Here is a 25,820-nt window from a genome sequence, read left to right as displayed (position 1 = left end):
ATATGGAGCTGGATGAAATAGTGGCCCTTAGTGTAAAGCATAACGCAGCAGATCTGCACCTGTGCAGCGGACATTTCCCGCACTGGCGCAAAGAGGGAGAGCTGGAAAGGATCCCGGCGCAGCCGGTTGTCACTGCCGCATGGCTGGAAGCCTTTATGATGCAGCAGCTGGACAGCAGCCAGCGCAGCCAGCTGGAAAGCGAAGGGCAGGTGGATTTTGCGGTTACGCTGCCCTGTGGAACCCGCGTGCGCGCCAACCTGTTTATTCAGCGACACGGTTTATCGCTGGCGCTGCGCACTATCGCCAGCAACGCACCGCTGCTGGCGGCGTTGCAGCTGCCTGCCGTGGTGCCTGCGCTGCTGCAGCTGGATGCTGGACTGATCCTGATTGCGGGCGCAACCGGCAGCGGCAAATCCACCACCCTGGCGGCGATGATCGATGCGCTTAATCGCGAGCAGCAGCGGCACATTATCACCCTGGAAGATCCTATCGAGTTTATCCATCAGAGTCAGCGCTCTCTTATCCAGCAGCGCGAGATTGGTCAGCACTGTCATTCCTTCAGGCTGGGGCTGAAAGCGGCGCTGCGGGAAGATCCCGATGTGATTTTGCTCGGCGAACTGCGCGACAGCGAAACCATCAGTCTCGCGCTGACGGCGGCTGAAACCGGCCATCTGGTGCTGGCAACGCTGCACACGCGTGGCGCGGCGCAGGCGGTGGACCGCCTGGTGGATGTCTTTCCCGCTGGCGAGAAAAATCTGGCGCGTACCCAGCTGGCGGGCAGCCTGAAAGCGGTGCTGGCTCAACGGCTGGAGAAAGGGCGTAACGGAAAACGTATCGGGCTGTTTGAAGTGCTGATTAACACGCCTGCGGTGGCCAATCTGATCCGCGAAGGCAAAATGCACCAGATACCCGGTCTTCTGCAAACCGGGGCGCAGGCGGGGATGCAAACCTTTGAGCAGAGCCGTGCGGCGCGTCAGCAGGCGGGGTTACTGTAGCCGCGCCATGCGCTCTGGTAGCAGATCTGTCATGCAGCGGACAGAGCATCGGTTAATCAGTGATTGTCGAACCAGTCCTGGAGAATAATCACCGCGGACTGAGAGTCCACCTGGCCCTTATTCAGCGCGCGATAGCCGCCACGCTCAAACAGCGCCGCGCGGGCTTCAACAGTGCTCAGACGCTCATCCTGTAGCTCAACCCGGATGCCAAAACGGCCATGCAGACGATTAGCAAACTTACGGGCGCGAGCCGTCAGCGGCTGTTCCGTGCCGTCCATGTTTAATGGCAGACCCACCACCACGAAATCGGGCTGCCACTCTTTCAGCAGTCGTTCGATCAGCGTCCAGTCTGGTGTGCCCTCCTGGGCTTTCAGGGCGGTCAGCGGACGAGCTGTGCCGGTTAATTGCTGCCCGACCGCAACGCCAATACTCTTCGTGCCGAAGTCAAAACCTAACAGCGTTTGGGTTGTCATCAGGCGTGTCCGGCAGCGCTGGTCATGTTGTGAATATCGATACCGATACTTTTCGCCGCTTCGCGCCAGCGTTCGGCAATCGGCGTCTGGAAAAGAATATTGCTGTTGGCGGGCGTGGTAAGCCAGGCATTTTCCAGCAGCTCATTTTCCAGCTGCTCTTTTTCCCAGGCGCAGTAGCCCAGCGCCACCAGCACTTGCTCCGGCTGCGCAGGCGTACCTATCGCCTCCAGTACATCGCGTGAAGTGGTGATCACGGTATTGTCTGAGATACGAATACTGGAAGCATAGGTTTTTTGCGCGGAGTGCAAAATAAAGCCCCGATCTTCGGACAACGGGCCGCCAGAGAATACCGGTTTATCCAGCTTGATAGCCGGATCGCGCTCACCCGGGGTGATTTTTAATTTTTTCAGAATGCCTTCAACCGTCAGATTTTCCAGCGGCTTGTTAATAATCAGGCCCATTGCCCCCTCATCATTGTGCTCACAGATATAGACTACCGAGCGCTTGAAAAGGGGATCCTGCAGTGAAGGCATCGCAATCAAAAAATGATGCTGTAAATTCATTCTCACTCGATTTAGCAGTAGTTACCGACGCTATCCGTCACAGCGTCGGTAAATGGGTTGATGACGGTATGAGCCGTCTCTGTACTCAGCCCAGACGCTTCTCAATGGCGTCCATCAGCATACCGGTGATGGAGATCGGAAATGCGGCTTCAATTTCACGTACACAGGTCGGGCTGGTCACGTTAACTTCAGTAAGTTTATCACCGATAATATCCAGGCCGACAAATATTAGCCCTTTCGCTTTCAGCGTCGGGCCTACGCGGCGCGCAATTTCCCAGTCGCTTTCGCTCAGTGGGCGCGCTTCGCCACGTCCGCCAGCCGCCAGGTTGCCACGGGTTTCGCCCGACTGTGGAATACGCGCCAGACAGTAAGGTACCGGCTCGCCATCCACCATCAGTACGCGCTTATCACCCTCTTTGATGGCGGGCAGATAGTTCTGCGCCATGCAGTAGAAGCTGCCGTGATTGGTCAGGGCCTCGGTAATCACCGAAAAGTTAGGATCGTCCTGCTTAACGCGGAAGATAGAAGCGCCGCCCATACCGTCCAGCGGCTTGAGGATAATATCGCCATGCTCCTGCCAGAAAGCGCGCAGTTTCTCTTTGCTGCGCGTAACCAGCGTATCCGGTGTCAGTTCGGCAAACCAGGCGGTGTAGAGTTTTTCATTGCAGTCGCGCAGGCTCTGCGGTTTGTTCACGATCAGCGTGCCCAGCTCTTCCGCGCGCTCAAGAATATAGGTCGCGTAGATAAATTCGGTATCGAACGGCGGATCTTTGCGCATCAGCACCACGTTAAGATCGGCCAGTTTGATTTCCTGCTCGCTGCCGAACTCATACCATTTGTCATAGTTTTGTTCCACGCTCAGCAGACGGGTGCGTGCCATCGCGACCCCGCCACGCAGGGAGAGATCGGCCATCTCCATATAGTGAATTTCATAACCACGGCGCTGTGCTTCCAGCAACATGGCGAAGCTGGTGTCTTTTTTAATATTAATGGACGCGATTGGGTCCATAACGATGCCAAGTTTAATCATTATTCTCTCCTCAAAGAGGCGGACGATTATCCACCCCGTTCCGTGCGGGCAGCCATGGCTGACCAGTCAGGACGCCGTTGTATACTGCGCGCGTCTCTTATACAGCCTGGATTATCCTTTAACCTAAGTCGCCAAACCTCACCTGAAGTGCCGTAATCGCCGTCAGGGCCGTGGTTTCAGTGCGTAAAACGCGTGGGCCGAGCAAAATGTCCGTAAAACCGTGCGTCCCGGTCATGGCGATCTCCTCCGCTGACAGCCCGCCTTCCGGACCGATCAGCAGGCGTACGCGCTCAACCGGTTGCGGCAGCGTATTGATGCTGTGGCTGGCGCGTGGATGCAGATTGAGTTTTAAGCTCTCATCCGCTTCCGCACACCAGGCTTCCAGCGTCATCGCCTCACGAATTTCCGGCACGCGATTGCGGCCGCACTGTTCGCAGGCGGCGATCGCAATTTTTTGCCATTGCTGAATCTTTTTCGCCAGGCGCTCAGCATCCAGCTTTACGCCACAGCGTTCAGAAAACAAGGGCGTGATGACATTTACACCCAACTCAATCGATTTCTGGATGGTAAATTCCATTTTTTCGCCACGTGACATCACCTGGCCCAGATGGAGATACAGGGGCGATTCACGATCGTCCAGCTGACTTTCAAGGACAGTTACTTTTACACGCTTTTTGTCTGCCTGGGTGATCTCAGCCACAAAAGTCAGATTACTGCCATCAAACAATTCCAGGCGCTGGCCGCTGGTCATGCGCAGGACTCGGCCTACATGATTGGCTGCGTCTTCATCAAGGAAAACGTCGCTGCCTGCTTGTAATGGTTCGGGATGATAAATGCGAGGTATACGCATGCGGATCCTGCCGGCAATAGGCCGTGTAGTGTTACACGGCAAGATGAAGAAAGAGCATAGTGTAGGGCAGCGATTTTAGCGCTGGCAAGCGCGCTGCACCCAGGGATTATGGTTACCCTGTATTTTGGCGATGCGTGCGTCGCGTTCACACTCCCAGGGCGTAACCGGATACTGTTTATCCCACACGGTGAACAGCTGGGTTTGCTGGCGGGACAGGCGCAGCTGGTATTGATCGCGCATATAAAAATAAGTGCGGGCAATCGCGCCACGCGCGCGGGCAGGCGGCTCAGCCTGTTTGTTTTTAAAGTCGACTTTCATCGCGCACTGGCCGTACTGCTTTTCACTGCCGTTCCACTGGCTGTACTGAAAGTTACCGCGATCGCCATTCACTTCGCCAATTGCAGGCTGCAGGTTATGCAGATCAGATTCGATGCGGCGATAGCCTGCATCCTTGCTGCAGTTTTTCCGGCCACCGTTCTGCCAGCACTGACGCTGATGACCAAACTCCCAGGCGGGGACCACATGTTCCCATTCAATACGGCTGGCGCGGTTGGCATTTTTACGCACCTGGTAACCGCACGCGCTGAGGTCAGGCACACCCTTTTTGCCTTGCCAGTTGATTTTGCAGCCGCAGTAGAACGAACCTGGCGCGTCACTATTGATGTTGACCGCGTAAGTTTTGGCCTGCTGAAAACTGTTCTGGTGAAAGTTATTCATGCTCAGACTGTGAGCGGCAAGCGGTGAAAGTAACAATGAAAAAGCGATAACAATTTTGCGAGACATATTCCACTACCCGGGCGTCAAAAAGGCGGCAGGGTATCAGAATGCGTTTAGCGGCGAAATGAGAATTGCGGCCTATGTAGCGGGGAATTCGCCCGGCTGTAGCAGGGTGCCGCACTGCACGCAGCGGTATTCACTTTCGCCACGCAGCACACGGTTATGGCGGCGCACCGTAAGATGATGCTGCTGACAGCGGCAGCGATAGGCAAAGGTCTGGGAGCGTACCGAGGCAAGGGCAAACTGATGTGTACGACGCGCCGGAACGCCAAGCACGCTCTCCATCATCCATTTCCACTCTTTGCCGTGAGGCGGTACGCGGCCAAAGTGTTTCCAGGTCAGCAGATGCGCCAGCTCGTGAGGCACCACTTCGCTAATAAATGCCTGTTGGTTTTCCAGCAGCAGCACCGGATTGAGGCGGATTTCCCATTTCTCCAGCCAGGCGGTGCCTGCCGCTGTGCCGCGCTGCTGATAAAGCAGGGTGGGTTCAGGATAGTTACGTTCCAGATGATGGTTGGCCCGCTGCAGATTTTCACGCAGGGCGCGCATCACGGCTTGCTGTAGGGCAATAGGGAGACGAGGTGCTTTCATGACGGCAAGCATAAGCCGGACAGACAGGGAACTCAACGGGGGAGAGCGGAGAAATAAAAACGGCGGGAAAATCCCGCCGTTTTCACCGTTCAGGGAGTTGCCGATTAATCGTGTGAACCGATGTCGCGCAGTTTTTTGCCCGCCATCAGGTTACGTTCGATATGCTCCAGCGAGACGTTCTTGGTCTCCGGGATCAGCGCCAGCGTCAGCACAATAAAGAAGACGTTGAGTGCAGCGTAAACCCAGAAGGTTTCGGCATTACCCAGCGTATTCAGCATGGTCAGGAAGGTAGCGCCCACGATCATGTTCGCGATCCAGTTAGTGGTGGTTGACACGGTAATTCCGAAATCACGCCCTTTCAGCGGCTGAATCTCCGAGCAAAGCACCCAAATCAGCGGACCGGCGCTCATGGCGAAGCCAACAATAAACATCAGCAGCATGGCGATAGCGAAGTATTGCGCGCCTTCGGAGTTGATACCCATGTTCAGCATGGTGCCGAGGATACCCATACCGGCGGCCATCACCAGGAAGCCCAGCACCAGCGTAGGTTTACGTCCCCAGCGGTCAACCAGGCCGATAGCGATAAAGGTCGCCAGCACATTGACCAGACCCACAATCACCGTACCCCACATCTGCTCGGTGGTATTGCTGAAACCGGCGATTTCAAAGATTTTCGGCGCATAGTACATGATAACGTTCATACCGGTGAACTGCTGCATCACCTGCAACAGAACACCGAGGAACACCGCACGGCGGAAATTGCTGTTGCTGCGGAACAGGCCCCAGCCGCTCTGTTTCACCTTCAGGCTTTCACGGATTTCATCCAGCTCGCGTTTCGCCTGCTCGCTGGTATCACGCAGACGATCGAGTACGCGTTGCGCATCGCGGAAGTTACCTTTTGCCGCCAGCCAGCGCGGGCTGTTGGGCAGGAAGAAGACCCCGACCAGCAACAAGGCTGCCGGAATCGTGATGATGCCGAGCATCCAGCGCCAGTTACCGGTAAAGCTGAAGGCGGTATCGGAGAGGTAAGCACCGAGAATACCGATGGTGATCATCAGCTGATAGAGAGAGATCATACTGCCACGAATTTTTTCTGGCGCGATCTCAGAGAGATAAAGCGGTGCGGTATAAGAGGCGATGCCTACTGCCAGACCAAGCAGAACACGCGCGGCGATCAACATCTCCGGATTCGGCGCCATGGCGGACCAGAGCGAACCGATAACAAACAGAATAGCGCCTGCCATCAGGCTCTTTTTACGGCCGAGGCGGGAGGACATCCAGCCACTGCCGATTGCCCCCACGGCGGCACCAAACATCATTGAGCTGACGATCCACTCCTGTTCATGCGCAGTCACGTTAAAATCTTTTGCAATAAAGGGCAGGGCACCGGCGATAACACCGATATCCAGTCCGAACAGCAGGCCAGCGAGCGCCGCCAGAAAGCAGACAAAGAAGGTCATCGCCTTGTTTGACGTCCTGCTTTTATGAGTATTGCCGGGCATTTTGCCTCCGAAATAGCCATCGTTGTTGTTATCAATGTTAAAAACCTGCTAACGGGTAAAAAGTGATCGCGATCACCTTGGTGTAATCGTTTACACACGCTGAAACCCTGAAATTCAGCATTTTTAGCCCGAGAAGGTTAAATAACCAGTGAGGTGTAGCACCTGAGAAGTGTCCGATAAGACATAACGCAGCCGCCATCAGACGACGCTGAAAATAACGCAATTTTATAAAAATAACTACGCAGTTATCTTTATAAGTCACAGAAAAATAGAAAGTTTCAAATTGTAAACGTTATCAGCCAGATGCCACTGTACGCGGATGAATTGTAGTTGATAAATTAAAAATTGCTTTTTTAAGCACGAGACAAAGACGCAAAACAGAACCCTGTGTGGTTATTTAATGTGATGTAGATCACATTAAATTTCGGGCAATGCTTTTTAGTGCGAAAATATATTTTCCGCTGGTGATTATCAGCAGACCATTTTGTTGCCAGCGCGGGTAACTCTTAATTGCACTTCTGGCATCAGGTCCTCAGCCTGGAAAGCTAAAACTCATTAATGATTATGGAGTATTGAAGATGGCGGCGGCAGAAATGTCTCAGGCACGCCAGAAAAGGCTGAGAAGTAAAAATCCGTCTTCATAGAAGGCGGCTTTGATTGCACCCCATAGGGGGTACCAAAAACCTTAAAAAGAAGTCTCTGCCTGTTCCGTAAGATTCAAATCCAGAGACGATAAGGCAGAGCCAAAACGTATTGATGACCACGCCCGCAGGACGTGGTTTTAAGCTGGCAATAAAAAGGGAGCCCTTGCGGGCTCCCTGATAAATAACCGGGTAGCGTCACGCCCGACGCTGCATTAAGCGCCGGGCAGAACCTTACTGCAGGCCAGCCGCATCGCGCAGCTGCTGCGCTTTATCGGTTTTCTCCCACGGGAAGTGCTCACGGCCAAAGTGTCCGTACGCTGCTGTCTCGCGGTAGATCGGCTGCAGCAGATCCAGCATCTGAATCAGGCCATAAGGACGCAGGTCAAAGAACTCACGCACCAGCAGCGTCAACTGCTCAGTAGCGATTTTCTCGGTGCCGAAAGTTTCCACCATGATGGAGGTCGGCTCTGCCACGCCGATAGCGTAGGAAACCTGAATCTCACAGCGGTCAGCCAGGCCCGCCGCCACGATGTTTTTCGCCACGTAACGCGCAGCGTAAGCGGCAGAACGGTCAACTTTCGAGGGATCCTTACCGGAGAACGCGCCGCCGCCGTGACGTGCCATACCGCCGTAGGTATCTACGATGATTTTACGACCGGTCAGGCCGCAGTCGCCCATCGGGCCACCGATCACGAAACGACCTGTGGGGTTAATGAAATATTTGGTGCTGCTGTTCAGCCATTCGGTCGGCAGTACCGGCTTGATGATGGTTTCCATCACCGCTTCCTGCAGATCTTTCTGCGCGATATCTTCAGCGTGCTGCGTTGACAGCACTACCGCGTCGATGCCGACGATTTTGCCATCGTCATACTGGAAAGTGACCTGGCTTTTCGCATCGGGGCGCAGCCACGGCAGGGTGCCGTTTTTACGCACTTCAGACTGACGCTGCACCAGACGGTGTGCGTAAGTAATTGGAGCCGGCATCAGCACATCTGTTTCGTTTGTCGCATAACCAAACATCAGGCCTTGATCGCCCGCGCCCTGTTCCAGCGGATCGGTGCGGTCAACGCCCTGGTTGATATCGGGAGACTGTTTACCGATAGCGCTCAGTACTGCACAGGAATTCGCATCAAAACCCATATCGGAATGGACATAACCGATATCACGTACGGTATTACGGGTAATCTCTTCAATATCTACCCATGCGCTGGTGGTGATCTCACCGCCTACCAGCACCATACCGGTTTTCACGTAAGTTTCGCAGGCCACACGCGCTTTCGGATCCTGCTCAAGGATAGCATCCAGTACGGCGTCAGAAATCTGGTCAGCGATTTTATCAGGATGTCCTTCCGATACAGATTCGGAAGTAAAAAGGTGTTTTGCCATTCTATTCTTTACCTTACTAAAATGGTTTAAATTCGACTGCATAGCGTAAGAGAGAGACATTGCCTGTCCCGACGCCCCTTCAGGCAAAGCCGCGAGCAGTTAAGAAAGTGCGAGCACATAAAGGCTGACGCAGCCTGGAAGTTAACCAGTTTAGATGGAAAACCATCTGGACGGCTATTTTAGGTTACACCTGAAATGAATTACCAGCCCTTTTTCTGTTACAGCATTTTAATGCAACTCTGCGGTGGAAAATTTTCCTGACAGTGTGGCACGGCGTCAGGAAACTTTTTGCTTTTTTCCCGGACAGAAGGTATAAAACGCCGCGGCATGTTTCATGCTGCAAAGGATAGCGCCACCGCGCGTTGCGCTCGTCAGTCAGGTAAGTTGCTTATCTGATTTTCACCCATGTCATTTATCCATATGCTCAGGCATAGGTGGAGGTGATAAGAGTAATGAACCACGTACAGGTCTTCTGTTCTCTGCGCTGTTCAGGCGCGCTGGCGATCCTTCCTCTCTCTTTACCTGTCTCTCTGTTCTGCCGAAGTTTGCCTTGTTACGGTCATGATCCCGTGACGAGTGCCGACTAATTTTTCACGACCATTCTGACCACGTATGATCTTTGCCTGCCGTTTGGGGGGAAAGATTCAGGCTATTTTTGTTCCGTAAAGCGGAGTCCGGCCAGGTGTTTTACACTTATAGCTTTGCAATAACCGCTCAGGCGGAGAGATCAGGGTTAGCGTTGGCGGCGAACAGGGTGAGGGAGTTCCTTCTCAGTTTAACTATGGCCAGGCCAGACAACTGTTTCATATCTCAACGGAAAATAGAGGTTCGCGATGTCTGACGACATGAAGAATATCAAGGGTTCGTCAGCAGGCGAACAGGGTGTACTCCGCTCCATGCAGGAGGTAGCGATGAACGATCAGGACGCCAGCAAAATGCTGCGGACATACAATATTGCCTGGTGGGGCAACAACTATTACGACGTAAACGAACTGGGGCATATCAGCGTCTGTCCGGATCCCGATATGCCGGACGTGCGCGTTGATCTGGCGAAGCTGGTGAAAGAGCGCGAAGCGGAAGGTCAACGCCTGCCTGCGCTGTTCTGTTTCCCGCAGATCCTGCAGCACCGTTTGCGTTCCATCAACGCAGCGTTCAAGCGTGCCCGTGAGTCTTATGGCTACAAAGGGGGCTACTTCCTCGTTTATCCGATCAAAGTGAACCAGCACAAGCGTGTGATCGAGTCCCTGATCCATTCGGGCGAGCCGCTGGGTCTGGAAGCGGGATCCAAGGCGGAGCTGATGGCGGTGCTGGCACACGCCGGACAGACCCGTTCGGTGATCGTCTGTAACGGCTATAAAGATCGTGAGTATATCCGTCTGGCGCTGATCGGCGAAAAGCTTGGTCACAAAGTGTATCTGGTGATCGAAAAAATGACCGAGGTGCGCCTGGTGCTGGAAGAGGCGGAACGTCTGAATGTGGTGCCTCGTCTGGGGATTCGTGCGCGTCTGGCGTCACAGGGCTCCGGTAAATGGCAATCCAGCGGCGGCGAAAAGTCGAAGTTTGGCCTGTCAGCGACCCAGGTGCTGCAACTGGTGGATATCATGCGCAAAGCGGATCGCCTCGACAGTCTGCAGCTGCTGCATTTCCATCTCGGTTCCCAGATGGCGAATATTCGCGATATCGCCACTGGCGTGCGCGAATCGGCGCGTTTCTATGTCGAACTGGCGAAGCTGGGCGTCAATATCAAATGTTTTGACGTGGGCGGCGGTCTCGGCGTGGACTATGAAGGCACCCGTTCACAGTCTGACTGCTCGGTGAACTATGGCCTGAACGAATATGCCAATAACGTTATCTGGGCGATTGGCGATGCCTGTGATGAGCACGGTCTGGAGCATCCTACGGTTATTACCGAGTCGGGACGTGCGGTTACGGCGCACCATACGGTACTGGTTTCCAATATCATTGGCGTTGAGCGTAACGAGTTCAGTACGCCGGAAGAGCCCGATGCCGAAGCGCCACGTCCTATCCTCAGCCTGTGGGAAACCTGGCAGGAGATGCATGAGCCGGGAAATCGCCGCTCACTGCGCGAATGGCTGCATGACAGCCAGATGGATCTGTTTGATATCCATACTGGTTACTCATCAGGGACTTATGATCTGAAACAGCGCGCCTGGGCTGAGCAGCTGTATCTGAGCATCTGTCACTATATTCAGCAGCATCTCGATCCGAGCAACCGCGCCCACCGTCCGATTATTGACGAACTGCAGGAGCGCATGGCAGATAAGATTTACGTCAACTTCTCGCTGTTCCAGTCGATGCCGGATGCCTGGGGTATCGATCAGCTTTTCCCGGTCTTGCCGCTGGAAGGGCTGCATCAGTCACCGCAACGTCGCGCCGTGCTGCTGGACATTACCTGTGACTCCGACGGCACCATCGACCACTACGTAGATGGCGATGGTATCGCCACCACCATGCCGATGCCGGAATATGATGTGGATAATCCGCCGATGCTTGGCTTCTTTATGGTCGGCGCCTATCAGGAGATCCTCGGCAACATGCATAACCTGTTCGGTGATACCGAAGCGGTCGATGTGTATGCGCGCCCGAACGGTAAGGTAGAAGTGCAGCTCTCGGATGAGGGCGACACCGTGGCGGATATGCTGCAATACGTGCAGCTGAACCCGGATGAACTGATGACGCTGTTCCGCAACCAGGTAAAAGAGACCGATCTGGACGAAGAGCTGCGCGCGCAATTCCTTGCCGAGTTTGAAAGCGGCCTGTACGGTTATACTTATCTTGAAGATGAGTAATGCCCGGTAAGTAGTAACAAAGCTGAGCGCCGGTGCGGTGCTCAGCTTTTTTTACACCGTTTTATGGAGCCACCCGGATTTACAGTTTTACCGCGTCCCCGACGCAGCGCACCGATGTCCAGCAGCTGTGTACATAATCGGTATCCGCATTTTTCTGGCACAGCGTGTTGACGACGCTGTCAGCATTCACCAGCGCGGCACGCATTTTCACCCCCTGAATAGCTTCACTGGCATCAATATCGGGTTCCTGATATTTGTTCCTGTTGCAGCTTAGCCCGGAAACGCTACTGAGCCGCCGCGCCTGGGGCCAGGGATTATTTTCGTGAACAGTAATGGTAGAGACTTTAGCGCGTTGTTCGGGCGTCAGACTTTCCACCGGTGGATTAAGCCCGCAACTGGCCAGAAAAAGTGCGCAGAAGGGAAGGATGAGTTTCTTCATAGTTTGCACCAGAACAGGCAGTGAGTCCGTTAAGTCTGGTTGGCCCGGATCAGAACAGCAATTTTCTCCGCTCATCAAAGGGATCTGCGTCATGCAATTTTTTCCGGGGCAGGGCTGAGCCAGCCAGAGATAAAGCGCTGCAGCGCGCAACGCTGTGCGGATCGGCCTACGGATAAGTGACGTCTGCCCGTTGCGGAGTAACGCTTTCTTCGCGATAATCAATGCCATCAATCCCTTCCTCGTCGGGTTCAACGACGCGGAGGGGATTTTTTTCATCTATACCTTAACAGGCATGCGGGCCTGGCCCGACTCTCAGACAGCAAGAGGATGATTTATGTATAACACCCTGGGCAATCAGTATGATAATTCCCTGGTCTCTAACGCCTTCGGTTTCATGCGTTTTCCGGTTAACTTTCAGCCCTACGACAGCGATGCTGAGTGGGTGATCACCGGGGTGCCTTTTGACGCAGCAACCTCAGGCCGTCCGGGCAGCCGTCTGGGGCCGGGCGCCATCCGTCAGATCTCTACTAACCTGGCGTGGGAAGGTTGCCGCTGGCCGTGGAACTTCGATCTGCGTCAGTGCCTGAATGTGGTGGACTGTGGCGATCTGGTATACGCCTTTGGCGACTCGCAGGATCTCTCTGACAAGCTGCAGGCACACGCAGAAAAACTGCTGGCGAACGGTAAACGTATGATGACCTTTGGTGGCGACCACTACGTGACGCTGCCGCTGCTGCGCGCGCACGCGAAACATTTCGGTAAGATGGCGCTGGTCCACTTTGATGCTCATACCGACACCTATTCCAACGGTCCGACATTCGACCACGGCACCATGTTCCATCATGCACCGGCGGAAGGGTTGATCGATCCGCAGCACTCTGTACAGATCGGGATTCGTACCGAGTTTGATGCCAGCCTGGGCTTTAACGTGCTGGATGCGGCGCAGGTTAACGATCGCAGCGTGGACGATATCCTCGCCCAGGTGAAACAGATCGTAGGCGATCTGCCGGTTTATCTGACCTTCGATATCGACTGTCTGGATCCAGCCCATGCGCCGGGTACCGGCACGCCGGTGATTGGCGGCCTGACCACTGACAAAGCCAGCAAACTGGTGCGCGGCCTGCAGGGAATGAATATTGTCGGCATGGATCTGGTGGAAGTGGCGCCGGGCTACGATCACGCCGATCTCACGGCACTGGCGGCCGCCAGCCTGGCGCTGGATATGCTGCATGTGCAGGCGGTTAACAAAAGCAACGCCTGAAGCCAATGAGCACGGGGAGTGGCGGCGCGCGTCGCATTACAGCGATTTAACGTGGATCTCTTCCTCTCCCCGATCGTTAATCAGGGCGTAACGGATCTGCACCGGTTTCTCGTCCAGCGCCTGTGGCAGAGGAAAAGAGTGGCTCGTAAAAGGGGCCACTATATCCATCTCTGCCAGCGGCACCGCTTTCCCTTTCTCTCCGATCACTTCGGCACCTGAGTAACTGATATAAAACGGTGTAGGGTTGGTGACCCGGAGTCGGCTTATCCCTGGCGCAAATTCAATACTGAATTGTTGCGCAGCTGCCTGACTACCCGCGCGCTTTTGCAGGCTGGCGGGGCGGTAGAACAACTTAAGCTGAATACGCACTTTCACTTTCAACAGCGCCTGCGCTTCTGGCGTGGAAGCGCCAGCAGGTACTTCCACCAGGTTCAGCCAGTAGAGCGATTCGCGATCCTGCGGCTGAGGAAGGTGCGTCGCCAGCAGGCGCAGGTAGCGGGTACGGGCAGCGTCAATACGAAACAGGGAAGGGATCGGGATCACCGGCGTCTCGCCAGCGGTTTCGGGTGTCCCTTGCGGCGCGCCATCATCGATCCAGGCCTGCACCACTATCGGCAGGTCACTGGCGTTCAGCAGGCGCAGCGTCGCTTCCTGCTGATCATCGGGAAAGATAATGCGCGAGCCTTCGATCGTCAGGGCAGCGTCGCAAGGCGAAACGGAAAGGACGCTTAGCAGTAAAAAAGAAAAGAGCTTTTTCATCACAGCACCTTGATCACCACCTGCAGGGTGGCGTGGTAGCGTCCTGCCGTCGCCTGTTTACCCGGCAGCTGCGCCAGCGTGGCGTAGTAGCGCGCATGATAATGCGTCAGACGCTGGCTGTTGCCCGCCTGGGTGGCGTTGGTCAACACCGGTAACCAGAAGGAGCCCGCGCCGCCTGTGGCATTGAAGTTACTGAACAGCGACAGGGCAGGACCTTGCGGAGCGGTGGAGATCTTAACCCCGACACCCGTGGGCGCGGCGGGATCGACGCCATAACCCTCTGACAGCAGCCAGTTTGAGCTGTCACCCTGGTTGCCCACTCCCTCTTTGATTGCCGTACTGAGACTGGCAGGGCCGATCACAAAGCCGATGGCCGTTTGCCCTGTCAGGTTGCCACTTATAAAGCCGCTGTAACCCTTATCGCCGGATACCGGCTGGCAGGAAAAATTAATATCCACAGGCTGGGTAAATTGCTCGCCCTGCCTCAGTTGCGCCACCGTTACCGTCGGGAAAATCACCTGCGGCGTGGACCAGGTTAAGCGGCAGGTATTAATCTTCGTTAAGGTCACGCGGTTATATAAATTAATCGCGCCCGGCCAGTATTCAGGCCAGCCGCTGGCATTCGCCGCGTGATCGGCGCCATCATATAACCCGCGACTGTATCCCCCGCCCTTAAAAGCGATATAACCCAGTGGCTGGCTACGCGAGTAGTTGCCGAGGCTCCTTCCTCCTTTAGACGCACTGTTTTTAAACAGCTCAATTTTCGTCTCTGAGAAGTTTTTGGCTTTTACCAGCAGCCAGCCTCTGGAATCCCGATCGAGCCCGGTGAGAGGGCGGCTTTTCCAGTAGCGGCTGTAATATTCGCCGGTGGCTAAGTTGGTCAGGCGCGAGGAGACCCCGCTAAACCAGGTCTGATAAACCTCATTTTTGCCGATAGCGCTGCCAACCTGGTTGCGGCCTGAATAAACATCGTCACCGTTGGTGGAGTAAAATTCAAACAGCTTGCCCGCCTCATCCGGGCTACAGCGGAACAGGATAGTTTCTGGCGTATATTTGACGCGCCCCATCTCCACAAACTGGACGCTGCTGCTGGCAAGCAGGCTACCGTCAGCCTGAAACGCGCCGCCATTACTCAGGACATCTTCCGCCGGAAGATTAATGCTGCCGGAAAGCGAGCCTGCGCTGCCTGAGGTATCCACCGCGCCGCCGGTCCAGTTGGCAATATCGCCTTTACCCGACTCGGTATACAGGGGGCTGGTTGGGGTATTGTTGAATTTTGTAATTTTATGGCAGGACGCCCAGCTGGCTGGCTGCCATAAAATAACCGTGAGAGTGCCCGTAAAATAATAAAACAGGATTTTCATGGCATATCCTTTGCGCTAATCACGCTGACAGGAAGCTTCCAGACGGTATAAAGGCTGCTTGTCGTGCCCGAGTTCCAGTGAATAAGGGATCCTGCAGGTACGATCTTTGCCTGCCCACAATATGCCGCGTGGCTGACTGACCCTGGCGTATATTTGATAACTTTGTCCTACCAGTCCGACCACGTTATCGTTTTCATCGATAACATCTGCATTCAGCGCGACCGCGTCACTATTACGCAGTTTAATTAACAGCGGATAACCGCGACGGGTTTTGAAACGGACTTTCAGCATGGCGCCAGCATAGCCCGCCACTTTTTTCTGGTTTTCATTGAGTTCACGGTATGGATCGCGCATCGTTTTAGCCTCTAAAGCAATATCGTTATAGCTGTAAGGGATCACGGAGGGGTAGATGGCATAGCCAGCGCGGTCGACTGTGGCGCCCATGCCGCTGGCCAGCGTGGCGCCTTCAGCCCCTTGCGCTTCAATCAGCGCAAAAGTTTCACTGGTATAAGGACCAAAAGTCAGGCCGCCGGCATGGGCCACCATACTGCCGCGCAGGCTGACGCTGCTCTGCAAAAAGGCCCGGTTCAGCGACAGGGTGCTGCTGGCGGTGGCAGCAGGAAACTGATGTGAGATCGCGGCGCCGATACTGTTGCCCTGCTGCTGACCATCCCAGCTGGCATTCAGGCTATAGGAGGAACGATACTGATCGCCCAGTACGCCGCTCACGCTGCTTTGCATCGCTGTCGTGCCCCCGGCATCGGGACGGTAATAGAGGCTGCTGGCAATGGCAGGGGCTGCAGTGCTGTTGCCCAGCGGCAGGCTGAACGAGAGCAGGAAGCGATTCTCCGCGCCAGGGCGGTTGTAGTCACTATCGCTGTTTAATCCGTAGTGGCGTGCTCCCTGATACTGACGACTGAACGAAAAGTCGTAGCTCAGCTGACGCCAGTGATGACTGTAACCCAGTTGCAACTGCAACTGACGAGCATCCTGCTGGTAAAACGTGCGCGAGCCTGCAACCCATAAGTTACCGTAGTCATGCAGTGATTGATTCAAGCTCAGGGTAAGCTGGCTGCTTTGTTGATAGCTATGCGAATACCACGTCTTGCTCTTTCGGGCTGCTTCTCTTAAACCCAGCACATCACTGAATTCACGGTAGCCGCCGCCAGAGTAGCGATAGCCAGCCAGGGCAACGCTGGTGGCACCCGCATTAAAGGTGCGACTCCAGCTGCTGCCCAGCCGCCAGCCGGTAAACGGCTGCGCGGCGATACTGGCCGTAGACCAGGCCGCCTCAAAGCCAAAAGCGCCAGCCGCACTGCTGTAAACCCCGCCGACAGGCAGCGATAAATAGCCAGGCGACAAACGCAATCCGCTGCTCACTGTGGTCTGATTCGTCAAACCGGAGCGCCAGATAAGATCGGTAAAAAAGGCGTTTGATGCGGAAAAATTGCGCGTTTTACCCGCCACAAAACTGTACCTGGTATCGCCCATGCGCAGCGAATCGGGTACGGATGAGAAGGGAACCGTAAAAGAAGTATGGCGGCCATCCGCCTCGTCCACGGTGACATCAATATCGCCCTGATAATTTGTCGCAGGCAGATCGTCGACAGAGAAGTTTCCTGGCGAAACAGTGGTCTGGTAAATGATTTTGCCGACCTGTCTCAGTGTCACCTTTGCCGTCGTGGCCGCCATTCCACGAATCACGGGCGCATAGCCGCGTTGTGGACTCGCTTTCATGCGCTGATCTGTTTCCAGTCGGATGCCGTTCAGGCCAAGGCCGCTGAAGAATTTACCGGAGGTAAAAATTTCTCCCAGCGTCAGTTGACTACCGAGCGTGACCAGAGGGCGTTGAACATAAGTCTGGAGCGGTTGCCAGCGCACACGATTAATGCCGTTCTTTTGCTGATACCAGCTGGCATTCCCCTGATGCCGCCACTGCCAGAGGCCAAAATTGATACCGCTGCTGAATGAGAACCAGGCGGCGTGGCTGGTGTGATATTTTGCATCACTGAAATAATAGTTGGCATCATAGTTAGTAAATAACGCCGTTTCTCCCGCTGACAGGTTATTTAACGCCGCCCCATTTTTATCAGCGCGCGCTATCAGCGCCTGGGGAATTAAAATAGCCAGCTTCTGGCTACTGACGTCGAATTCGGTACGACTATCTTTTAAATGCTGCTGCACGAAAAAACAGTCGCCGTGGTTTTTATCACGCCACGCCTCCGGTTTCAGCACGATAGCGCCAGCGTTAAACAGATCGGCAGGCAGGCAGGGTAGAACGGCACCGGTCTGGGTGGTCATAAACCGGACCGGGCGTCGTGTCAGGTAACTTTCGTTGACAAAAATATCGCTAATATAGTTACCGGGCGAGAACGCGTTTTTCTGGCTAAACCGCTTCAGGCTCTTTTTTTTACTGGCGGTTCCCACCAGTAATTCACTGTCAAATTCATAAAATTCATCGTCAACTTTCGCGGCTTTGACTGCGCGCTGGATATCCGACCTGACAACAGCGGGTTCGGCATAAAGCGTTTCCAGAGGAAAAATCGCCAGGCAGAGCAATAGATCGCTTTTTCTGATTCTGAATATGTCGTTAACGGTTGAAAAACGTTCCATGTTGCATGTTAACTTCATCATTTTATCCCTGATGTTGACTTACTGGCTTCCCTTTACAGGAAAGCTTATAAAGTTATCTGGTGTTTTATTTTCCTCCCGCTGTCGTTGATTAACGTATATTCTATTTCTAACGGTGCGCTGCTTTGCTGCGGTAGATGTTTCAGGGATAGCGACTGCCTGCTTTGCGGGGCGATCATATCAATTTCCACCGGCCAGCTGTTATCCGGGCCTTTAATCACCATGTGCGCAAAAGAGGCATAATAGCTGGCGCTGTTTTTAATCTGTAAAATCGCGTTCCCTTTTTCCCATGTGAGCTGGAATGTGAGGTGGTGGTCAATATCTGCCGGGCTGCCTTTAATACCCGGCGGCCGATAGAAGATTTTCACCCGACTTTTCAGGATAAGCAGTAGCTTATTGGTTTCTCCTCCGATATTGCCGGGAGGGATCTGGGTAAAGTTCAGATAGAACAGCGATTCACGATCCGGCGGCAATGCTTTACCAATATAGTGAAGTCGGGCTGATTGACCGGAGTGCGGTTCAATACGAAAAATAACCGGCGCAACAATAAAAGGCGCATCCGCATCATCCGGCGTGGAATCCGGATTACTGGTGTCAGTCCAGAGCTGCATGACATAAGGCACATTATCCTGATTGGAAAACTGAATAGTTTTGAACGGTTCAGTGGCCGGAAAGATAATACGGGTATTGGTCATGACTACGCTTGCGTTAACCGACGCAGATAATAACGCCGCCAGGGCGAAACAAAACCTTTTCATCACGGAAAATTCGCACAGGGCACCGGGCGATGATAGTCACCCCCGGTGCGCATAGAGTCAGAAACTTAACGGTAAGAAAGGGCGTACTGTACGCTTCCCGCTACCGAACCGGCCGTAGCGGCCCCTTCAGCGTAGTAACGCACCCCATAATCGTAAGCGGCTTCTGTGGCACCCGCAGGCAAAAACAATCCTGGCGCTGGCGTTATGCCGGTGTGATCGATGGTAACCGCGGCATTCCGGGGATCAAAAATTTCCAGCGATACATTACTGGCATCCCCGGTATTACCAATACGTTTTGAGGCCGTAAGATGATTAGCAATAAAACGCGCCTTGATCGCCTGATCATCGGGTTCCGCAGCGCAACCGGTGACTTTAATGGTAAAGCTGGCCGCGCCTGCCGTTTTGGCAGCTGAATTTAATTCAGATTTACTGACGGTGGGGAGTAAAACAACCGGTGAGTCATGGCTGCCATTTACCGAGACATTACAGGTCTGGTCGGCAATTTCGCCGATAAACTGAATCGTATTTGCGGAGAAGGCCTGAACAGCGCCAGAAAAAAACAGGCCAGCATAAAGCGCGGAGATGCTTACAGACGATAGCTTCATCAATATAATCCTTTATTTAATGAGGTAACGTAATTAATTAACGCTAACAATAACCAATAATAATTTTACTTCTGTCGGGAGAAGCGGGTTATGGTTTGTTTTAAAATGGAAGAGCAGGTTAACCCTCTCAGTATTCCTTTTTTGGCGTTATTTACGTGCGAATAAAACTCTTCCCTGGTGTCAGTGAGTGGAATAGTAACATCTAATAGTGCCAAGTCAATAAGCTGTGAATGATTTAAATGGCGTAATCTCTTGCGCTTTACTTGATGGTTACATGTTCAATGATTTTATCTTTAATTTGCTTCTCTTAGTGGGGAGGGTAAAAGAAAAGTTTTTCAGGGATTATTCTTCAGTAATAAAAATAATCGGGGGTTATTTTTTGAAAAGCTAATGTAAAGGCCAGAAACGGACCTGGCGTTTCAGATAAAAAGTCCGGGTTAATCGTTTTCGTTACGACCCGGGCGGCTTATTCGGACCTGCTTTCAGTCCCGACGCAGTGCCGTACGCCAGATAAAATAGGGATGTTTTAAAGAATATTATAACAGGGCCGGGTAATGCTGCCGCTTCCGGTGGTAAAAACAGTACGGCTGAAAAGGTTAGGTATAAAAATTAATGCGTTAATGATTGTTTTTAAAATTATTAAAATAAATTAAAGCAGAGGCTCAGGCCAGATAAAGCCGGATGAAGAAAAAACAGGACGAGCGGGGGAGGAAGAAGCCTGAGCCCCGCTGCGTTGACAGACAGGGCTCAGGAAAAGACTATTTCTGATCGGCAGCGATACGCTCACGAATATGTTGCGCACGTGCCTGAGAAGCGGGGTGGGAGTCGAACATTGAACTCTGACGACCCTCTTCCAGCTGCGCCAGCTTCTCAAAGCTGGTGACCAGACCGTTCGGACTGATGTTGCGTTTTTTCAGCAGATCGTAAGAGTAGTCATCCGCCTGTGATTCCTGCGTCTGCGAGAACTGGGCGTTCACCAGCGTCTCACCTAATTCGCCGAGCTGCGACTGCGATAAGGAACCGATAATGCCCCCTACTGAAGCCGCAGCCGTGCGGGCAGCGGTGGTCGCAAAAGCCACCTGCATCGCTTTGCGCGTATGGCCGAGCGCCACATGGCCCATTTCGTGGCCCAGTACACCCTCCACTTCCTCATCGTTCATCATGTCCATCAGCCCGCTGTAGACGCGGATACAGCCGTTAGCCATCGCCCAGGCGTTGACGTCTTTCGTCTGATAGACCTTATAGTTGGCTGGCGTGCCGTTAATGTTATCCCCCAGCGCGGCGGCAATTTTATTCAGCCGCTGCTGATAGTCGCTGTTGGCGGGGGCGATAGCGTTTTCTTTATCCATCTGCTGGCAGGACTGGTCGCTCAGCTGTTTCACCTGTTCATCACTGAGGGTGTAAGCCTGAAAAGCCTGAGTGCCAGATTGCAGTAGCGCGTTATTGTCAATGCCCTGACAGCCGCTGAGGAAAGCCGCCATGCTCAGGGCGAGTACGCGAGTTGGGATCTTCATTCCATTCATCCTGTTCAGTCATAAGGTAAATAAAGCTGGCACCTGCCATCACAGCCAGGTGCGCAAGTTTCTGGTTATAACGATTTGCCTGGCGCTTGCCTAGCAGACAACGCTGGTTTTGCAACCTTTTACTGACGATTTCCCATCGTACAGCATGTACTTTTGCCATGATTTTCATGTACATTGATGAGCAACTTTTTTCCGGCTTTGCCTGATAACTGATTAATTACAATAAGTTAGGGATGGCGAAGCCTTAATCCGACCTGGAGTAGAAAATGCCCTCTCGTAAAGAGCTTGCCAACGCCGTACGGGCGTTAAGTATGGATGCAGTACAGAAAGCCAAATCGGGACATCCGGGTGCCCCGATGGGCATGGCGGACATCGCTGAAGTGCTGTGGCGTGATTATCTGAACCACAGCCCCACCAATCCGCAGTGGGCCGATCGTGACCGTTTTATCCTGTCTAACGGCCACGGCTCGATGCTGATTTACAGCCTGCTGCATCTCACCGGTTACGATCTGCCGATGAGCGAGCTGCAAAACTTTCGTCAGCTGCACTCCAAAACTCCAGGCCATCCGGAATATGGCTACACCGTCGGCGTAGAAACTACCACCGGCCCGCTGGGGCAGGGCATCGCTAACGCCGTCGGCTTCGCCCTCGCTGAGCGCACCCTTGCGGCCCAGTTCAACCGTCCTGGTCATGAAATCGTAGACCACAATACGTATGTCTTCATGGGTGACGGCTGCATGATGGAAGGGATTTCCCACGAAGTCTGTTCACTGGCCGGCACCCTGAAGCTGGGCAAACTGGTTGCCTTCTACGACGATAACGGCATCTCCATTGATGGTCATATTGACGGCTGGTTCACCGATGACACTGCCGCGCGCTTTGAAGCTTACGGCTGGCACGTGGTGCGCGGCGTGGATGGTCACGACGCAGACGCCATCAAAAAAGCGATCGAAGAAGCCAAAGCGGTTTCTGACAAGCCTTCGCTGCTGATGTGCAAAACCGTGATCGGTTTCGGTTCGCCGAACAAAGCGGGCACCCATGATTCGCACGGCGCACCGCTGGGCGATGATGAAATCGCGCTGACCCGTAAGCAGCTGGGCTGGGAGCATGCACCTTTTGTCATTCCGCAGGAGATCTATGCCGAGTGGGACGCAAAAGAGCAGGGCAAAGCGAAAGAGTCCGCCTGGGATGAGAAATTTGCGGCCTATGCGCAGGCTTATCCGGAACTGGCTGCTGAGTTCAAGCGTCGTATGAGCAATGAGCTGCCAGCGAACTGGCAGGAAGAGTCACAGAAATTTATCGAACAGCTGCAAGCTAACCCGGCGAAAATCGCCAGTCGTAAAGCGTCTCAGAATGCGATTGAAGCTTTTGGTAAACTGCTGCCGGAGTATCTGGGCGGCTCTGCTGACCTGGCGCCGAGCAACCTGACTATGTGGTCCGGCTCTACGCCGATCAATGTCGACGCGGCTGGAAACTACATCCACTACGGCGTGCGCGAGTTCGGTATGACCGCTATTGCCAACGGTATTGCACTGCACGGCGGCTTCCTGCCATACACCGCGACCTTCCTGATGTTCGTGGAATATGCTCGTAACGCGGCGCGTATGGCGGCACTGATGAAGATCCGTCAGGTGATGGTATATACCCACGACTCCATCGGTCTGGGCGAAGATGGCCCGACGCACCAGCCGGTAGAACAGCTGGCCAGCCTGCGCACTACGCCAAACATGAGCACCTGGCGTCCCTGTGACCAGGTAGAATCTGCGGTAGCCTGGAAATACGCTATCGAGCGTAAAGATGGCCCGACGGCGTTGATCTTCTCCCGTCAGAATCTGGCTCAGCAGGATCGCAGCGCGGAGCAGCTGGCGAATGTGGCGCGTGGTGGTTATGTGCTGAAAGATTGCGACGGTACGCCTGAGCTGATCCTGATCGCTACCGGTTCTGAAGTAGAGCTGGCGGTGGCGGCGTATGATCGTCTCTCCAGCGAAGGACGTAAAGTGCGTGTGGTTTCTATGCCTTCTACCGACGCCTTCGACAAGCAGGACGCGGCGTATCGCGAATCCGTGTTGCCGAAAGCGGTAGCCGCGCGCGTGGCTATCGAAGCGGGTATCGCTGACTACTGGTACAAATACACCGGTCTGAACGGGGCGATTGTCGGCATGACTACCTTTGGTGAGTCAGCACCGGCAGAGAAACTGTTTGAGCTGTTTGGCTTCACCGTCGATAACGTGGTCAACACCGCCAAATCGATTCTTTAATTCTGTTGCACCGTCTGTCCGCCCTGGTGCGGGCAGGATGGGAAAACCTGAAGGGCGAGCTGTTCGCCCTTTTTTATTGCTGGCATTCAAGTTATTCCAGCAGTAATAATAGAATTTCAGCTTAAAATGTGACAAAGATCTAATTATTGGCAGCACAGTTGATTACCATTATTTCTGTTATTCCTGAGTTGTTTTATTCTGGCTGAAGCGTTTCAGTTAAGATCCTGACGGCAACGGGCCGCCCGCCAGCGTACAAGAATTTCCTGTACAAATTCTGGCGAAACGCTCAGGCTATTGGCATGTTTTATCAGGCAGTTACCGCAGGAGAAATATGACCGTTCGGGTTGCGATAAATGGTTTTGGCCGCATTGGACGCAACGTATTGCGTGCGCTGTACGAAACCGGCCGCCGGGCTGAAATCACCGTGGTGGCCATCAACGAACTGGCAAATGCCGCTGGCATCGCCCATCTGTTGAAATATGACACCAGCCATGGCCGCTTCGCCTTTGAGGTGCGTCAGGAGCGCGATCTGCTGCGTGTCGGCGATGATACCATTCGTCTGTTGCATCAGGCGGCGATCAGCGCGTTGCCCTGGCGTGAACTGAACGTGGATATCGTTCTCGACTGTACCGGCGTCTATGGCAGCCGCGTCGATGGCGTCGCCCATCTGCAGGCGGGTGCGAAGAAAGTGTTGTTTTCCCATCCGGGCGACAGCGATCTGGATGCAACTGTGGTGTTTGGCGTCAACGACCAGACGCTGAAACCCGCTGACCGCATTGTCTCCAACGCCTCCTGCACCACCAACTGTATTATCCCGATTATCAAGCTGCTGGATGACGCCTTTGGCATCGAAAACGGCACCGTTACCACTATTCATTCCGCGATGCACGACCAGCAGGTGATTGACGCCTACCACAGCGACTTGCGCCGTACGCGCGCCGCCAGCCAGTCGATCATCCCGGTAGATACCCGCCTTGCCGCTGGCATTGCACGCATTTTTCCGAAATTTCATGACCGCTTTGAAGCCATTGCTGTACGCGTTCCTACCATCAACGTCACCGCCATTGATCTCAGCGTCTCGGTGCGCCAGGCGGTGAAGGCGAGCGAGGTCAACGCCTTGTTGCAAAACGCGTCAGAGGGGGCATTTAGTGGTATAGTTGACTATACGGAATTACCGTTAGTCTCAGTCGATTTTAACCATGATCCGCACAGTGCCATAGTGGACGGCACGCAGACGCGGGTCAGCGGTCAGCACCTGATCAAGACCCTGGTCTGGTGTGACAACGAATGGGGCTTTGCTAACCGAATGCTCGATACGACGTTAGCCATGGCCGCACGCGGTTTCAGGTAAGACGCAGTTTGCGTCTGACAAAACTTATGAGAATCAACGAGAGGGTTCACCATGTCTGCAATTAAGATGACCGATCTGGATCTAGCTGGTAAACGTGTTTTGATCCGCGCCGATCTCAACGTGCCAGTGAAAGAAGGGAAAGTGACGTCAGACGCACGTATTCGTGCTTCTCTGCCTACCATCGAAGCGGCGTTAAAACAGGGCGCGAAAGTGATGGTTACCTCCCACCTGGGTCGTCCCACTGAAGGTGAATATAACGAAGAGTTCTCTCTGCTGCCGGTGGTTAACTACCTGAAAGAGAAGCTGAACGGCACTAACGTGACGCTGGCAAAAGATTATCTCGACGGCGTTGATGTGAATGCTGGCGAGCTGGTGGTGCTGGAGAACGTCCGCTTCAATAAGGGCGAGAAAAAAGACGATGAAACCCTCGCGAAGAAATATGCTGCGCTGTGCGACGTGTTTGTAATGGACGCGTTCGGTACTGCGCATCGCGCGCAGGCCTCTACCCATGGTGTTGGCAAGTTTGCGCCGATCGCCTGTGCCGGTCCGCTGCTTTCCGCTGAGCTGGAAGCGCTGGGCAAAGTGATGAGCAACCCGGAACGTCCGCTGGTGGCGGTGGTTGGCGGCTCCAAAGTTTCAACCAAATTTGACGTGCTGCAGTCGCTGGTGAAAATCGCCGACACCGTGATTGTTGGCGGCGGCATCGCCAATACCTTTGTGGCTATCGACAACAACGTCGGTAAATCTCTTTATGAGCCGGACTTTGTCGAAGCCGCGAAAAAACTGCGTGACGAGTACGGTATTCCGGTTCCGGTGGATTCGCGTGTCGGCACGGAATTCTCTGAAACTGCGCCAGCTACGGTGAAAAAAGCTTCCGAAGTAGCGGATAACGAAGAAATTATGGACTTCGGTGATGAAACCGCACAGGCGATGGCGAAACTGCTGAAAGAAGCAAAAACCATCCTCTGGAACGGTCCGGTTGGCGTGTTTGAGTTCCCGAATTTCCGTAAGGGTACTGAAATTATCGCCAACGCGATTGCTGACAGCGACGCCTTTTCCGTAGCGGGCGGCGGCGACACGCTGGCCGCAATCGACCTGTTTGGCATTGAAGATAAAATCTCTTACATCTCCACCGGTGGCGGTGCATTCCTGGAGTTCGTGGAAGGCAAAAAACTGCCCGCGGTAGCGATGCTGGAAGAGCGTGCCAAACAGTAATCTTTTGAGGGCGACGCGCAGCGTGTCGCCTGAAA

The 25,820-nt window shown here is 54.0% G+C and carries 21 protein-coding genes; 6 read left to right on the top strand and 15 right to left on the bottom strand.

Annotated elements, in window-relative coordinates:
- Window positions 1-2 precede the first annotated feature (2 nt).
- Complete coding sequence (locus E0E17_RS03665; RefSeq protein ID WP_130831636.1) at window positions 3-995, top strand: type IV pilus twitching motility protein PilT; 993 nt, start codon at window positions 3-5, stop codon at window positions 993-995.
- A 56-nt stretch (window positions 996-1,051) separates the two neighbouring features.
- Here the strand turns inward: E0E17_RS03665 and ruvX are convergent, their stop codons facing one another.
- The 8 genes from ruvX to metK all read right to left on the bottom strand — a co-directional run bounded on the left by ruvX (window position 1,052) and on the right by metK (window position 8,811).
- Window positions 1,052-1,468 carry a Holliday junction resolvase RuvX gene (ruvX, locus tag E0E17_RS03660; protein ID WP_130831633.1) on the bottom strand — a complete coding sequence of 139 codons (417 nt, stop codon included), beginning with the start codon at window positions 1,466-1,468 and terminating at the stop codon, window positions 1,052-1,054.
- Window positions 1,468-2,031 (bottom strand): YqgE/AlgH family protein, encoded by a 564-nt coding sequence (locus tag E0E17_RS03655; RefSeq protein WP_130831631.1) that lies wholly within the window; start codon window positions 2,029-2,031, stop codon window positions 1,468-1,470. The genes ruvX and E0E17_RS03655 overlap by 1 nt, the downstream gene beginning before the upstream one ends.
- Window positions 2,032-2,116: 85 nt before the next feature.
- Entirely contained in the window at window positions 2,117-3,061 is a 945-nt protein-coding gene (gene gshB, locus E0E17_RS03650) for a glutathione synthase (RefSeq protein WP_130831629.1), read from the bottom strand.
- A gap of 118 nt (window positions 3,062-3,179) precedes the next feature.
- Entirely contained in the window at window positions 3,180-3,911 is a 732-nt protein-coding gene (gene rsmE, locus E0E17_RS03645; protein ID WP_130831627.1) for a 16S rRNA (uracil(1498)-N(3))-methyltransferase, read from the bottom strand.
- A gap of 75 nt (window positions 3,912-3,986) precedes the next feature.
- Window positions 3,987-4,694, bottom strand: a complete 708-nt coding sequence (endA, locus tag E0E17_RS03640; protein ID WP_130831625.1) for a deoxyribonuclease I — start codon at window positions 4,692-4,694, stop codon at window positions 3,987-3,989.
- 72 nt (window positions 4,695-4,766) lie between these two features.
- Window positions 4,767-5,279, bottom strand: a complete 513-nt coding sequence (locus tag E0E17_RS03635) for a SprT family zinc-dependent metalloprotease (protein WP_165446201.1) — start codon at window positions 5,277-5,279, stop codon at window positions 4,767-4,769.
- Window positions 5,280-5,383: 104 nt separating this feature from the next.
- The gene (locus E0E17_RS03630) at window positions 5,384-6,781 is read right to left on the bottom strand and encodes a sugar porter family MFS transporter (protein ID WP_130831621.1); all 1,398 of its coding nucleotides are present in this window, start codon (window positions 6,779-6,781) and stop codon (window positions 5,384-5,386) included.
- A gap of 875 nt (window positions 6,782-7,656) precedes the next feature.
- Window positions 7,657-8,811: a methionine adenosyltransferase gene (metK, locus tag E0E17_RS03625; RefSeq protein ID WP_130831619.1), complete on the bottom strand. Its 1,155-nt coding sequence runs from the start codon at window positions 8,809-8,811 to the stop codon at window positions 7,657-7,659.
- A gap of 833 nt (window positions 8,812-9,644) precedes the next feature.
- Here metK and speA point away from each other — a divergent pair.
- Window positions 9,645-11,621 (top strand): biosynthetic arginine decarboxylase, encoded by a 1,977-nt coding sequence (gene speA / locus E0E17_RS03620; protein WP_130831617.1) that lies wholly within the window; start codon window positions 9,645-9,647, stop codon window positions 11,619-11,621.
- 79 nt (window positions 11,622-11,700) lie between these two features.
- Here the strand turns inward: speA and E0E17_RS03615 are convergent, their stop codons facing one another.
- Window positions 11,701-12,060 (bottom strand): hypothetical protein, encoded by a 360-nt coding sequence (locus E0E17_RS03615; protein ID WP_130831615.1) that lies wholly within the window; start codon window positions 12,058-12,060, stop codon window positions 11,701-11,703.
- Window positions 12,061-12,394: 334 nt separating this feature from the next.
- Here E0E17_RS03615 and speB point away from each other — a divergent pair, with 334 nt between their 5' ends.
- Window positions 12,395-13,321 (top strand): agmatinase, encoded by a 927-nt coding sequence (gene speB / locus E0E17_RS03610; RefSeq protein ID WP_130831613.1) that lies wholly within the window; start codon window positions 12,395-12,397, stop codon window positions 13,319-13,321.
- Between the two features lie 36 nt (window positions 13,322-13,357).
- Here speB and E0E17_RS03605 read toward each other — a convergent pair whose 3' ends face one another.
- The 6 genes from E0E17_RS03605 to loiP form a co-directional block, all read right to left on the bottom strand.
- Entirely contained in the window at window positions 13,358-14,080 is a 723-nt protein-coding gene (locus E0E17_RS03605) for a fimbrial biogenesis chaperone (protein ID WP_130831611.1), read from the bottom strand.
- A complete protein-coding gene (locus E0E17_RS03600) occupies window positions 14,080-15,444 on the bottom strand; it encodes a fimbrial protein (protein WP_130831609.1) in 1,365 nt (454 codons plus the stop codon). The genes E0E17_RS03605 and E0E17_RS03600 overlap by 1 nt, the downstream gene beginning before the upstream one ends.
- Window positions 15,445-15,459: 15 nt before the next feature.
- Window positions 15,460-18,078: a fimbria/pilus outer membrane usher protein gene (locus tag E0E17_RS03595; protein ID WP_130831607.1), complete on the bottom strand. Its 2,619-nt coding sequence runs from the start codon at window positions 18,076-18,078 to the stop codon at window positions 15,460-15,462.
- Window positions 18,079-18,122: 44 nt separating this feature from the next.
- The gene (locus E0E17_RS03590) at window positions 18,123-18,770 is read right to left on the bottom strand and encodes a fimbrial biogenesis chaperone (protein WP_165446200.1); all 648 of its coding nucleotides are present in this window, start codon (window positions 18,768-18,770) and stop codon (window positions 18,123-18,125) included.
- A 128-nt stretch (window positions 18,771-18,898) separates the two neighbouring features.
- Entirely contained in the window at window positions 18,899-19,438 is a 540-nt protein-coding gene (locus E0E17_RS03585) for a fimbrial protein (protein ID WP_130831603.1), read from the bottom strand.
- Window positions 19,439-20,196: 758 nt separating this feature from the next.
- The gene (gene loiP, locus E0E17_RS03580; protein ID WP_130831601.1) at window positions 20,197-20,952 is read right to left on the bottom strand and encodes a metalloprotease LoiP; all 756 of its coding nucleotides are present in this window, start codon (window positions 20,950-20,952) and stop codon (window positions 20,197-20,199) included.
- 275 nt (window positions 20,953-21,227) lie between these two features.
- Here loiP and tkt point away from each other — a divergent pair, with 275 nt between their 5' ends.
- From tkt to pgk, 3 genes are all read left to right on the top strand, one after another.
- A complete protein-coding gene (gene tkt / locus E0E17_RS03575) occupies window positions 21,228-23,219 on the top strand; it encodes a transketolase (RefSeq protein ID WP_130831599.1) in 1,992 nt (663 codons plus the stop codon).
- Window positions 23,220-23,550: 331 nt separating this feature from the next.
- Window positions 23,551-24,570, top strand: coding sequence for an erythrose-4-phosphate dehydrogenase (gene epd / locus E0E17_RS03570; protein ID WP_130831597.1), 1,020 nt, complete (start codon window positions 23,551-23,553; stop codon window positions 24,568-24,570).
- 51 nt (window positions 24,571-24,621) lie between these two features.
- Window positions 24,622-25,785 carry a phosphoglycerate kinase gene (gene pgk / locus E0E17_RS03565; protein ID WP_130831594.1) on the top strand — a complete coding sequence of 388 codons (1,164 nt, stop codon included), beginning with the start codon at window positions 24,622-24,624 and terminating at the stop codon, window positions 25,783-25,785.
- Window positions 25,786-25,820: the final 35 nt, after the last annotated feature.

Source organism: [Erwinia] mediterraneensis, from assembly GCF_900604315.1.
GTDB classification, from domain to species: domain Bacteria; phylum Pseudomonadota; class Gammaproteobacteria; order Enterobacterales; family Enterobacteriaceae; genus Pantoea; species Pantoea mediterraneensis_A.
The sequence above is the reverse complement of the archived record's forward strand: the minus strand, read 5'-3'. Positions and strand labels throughout refer to the sequence as shown.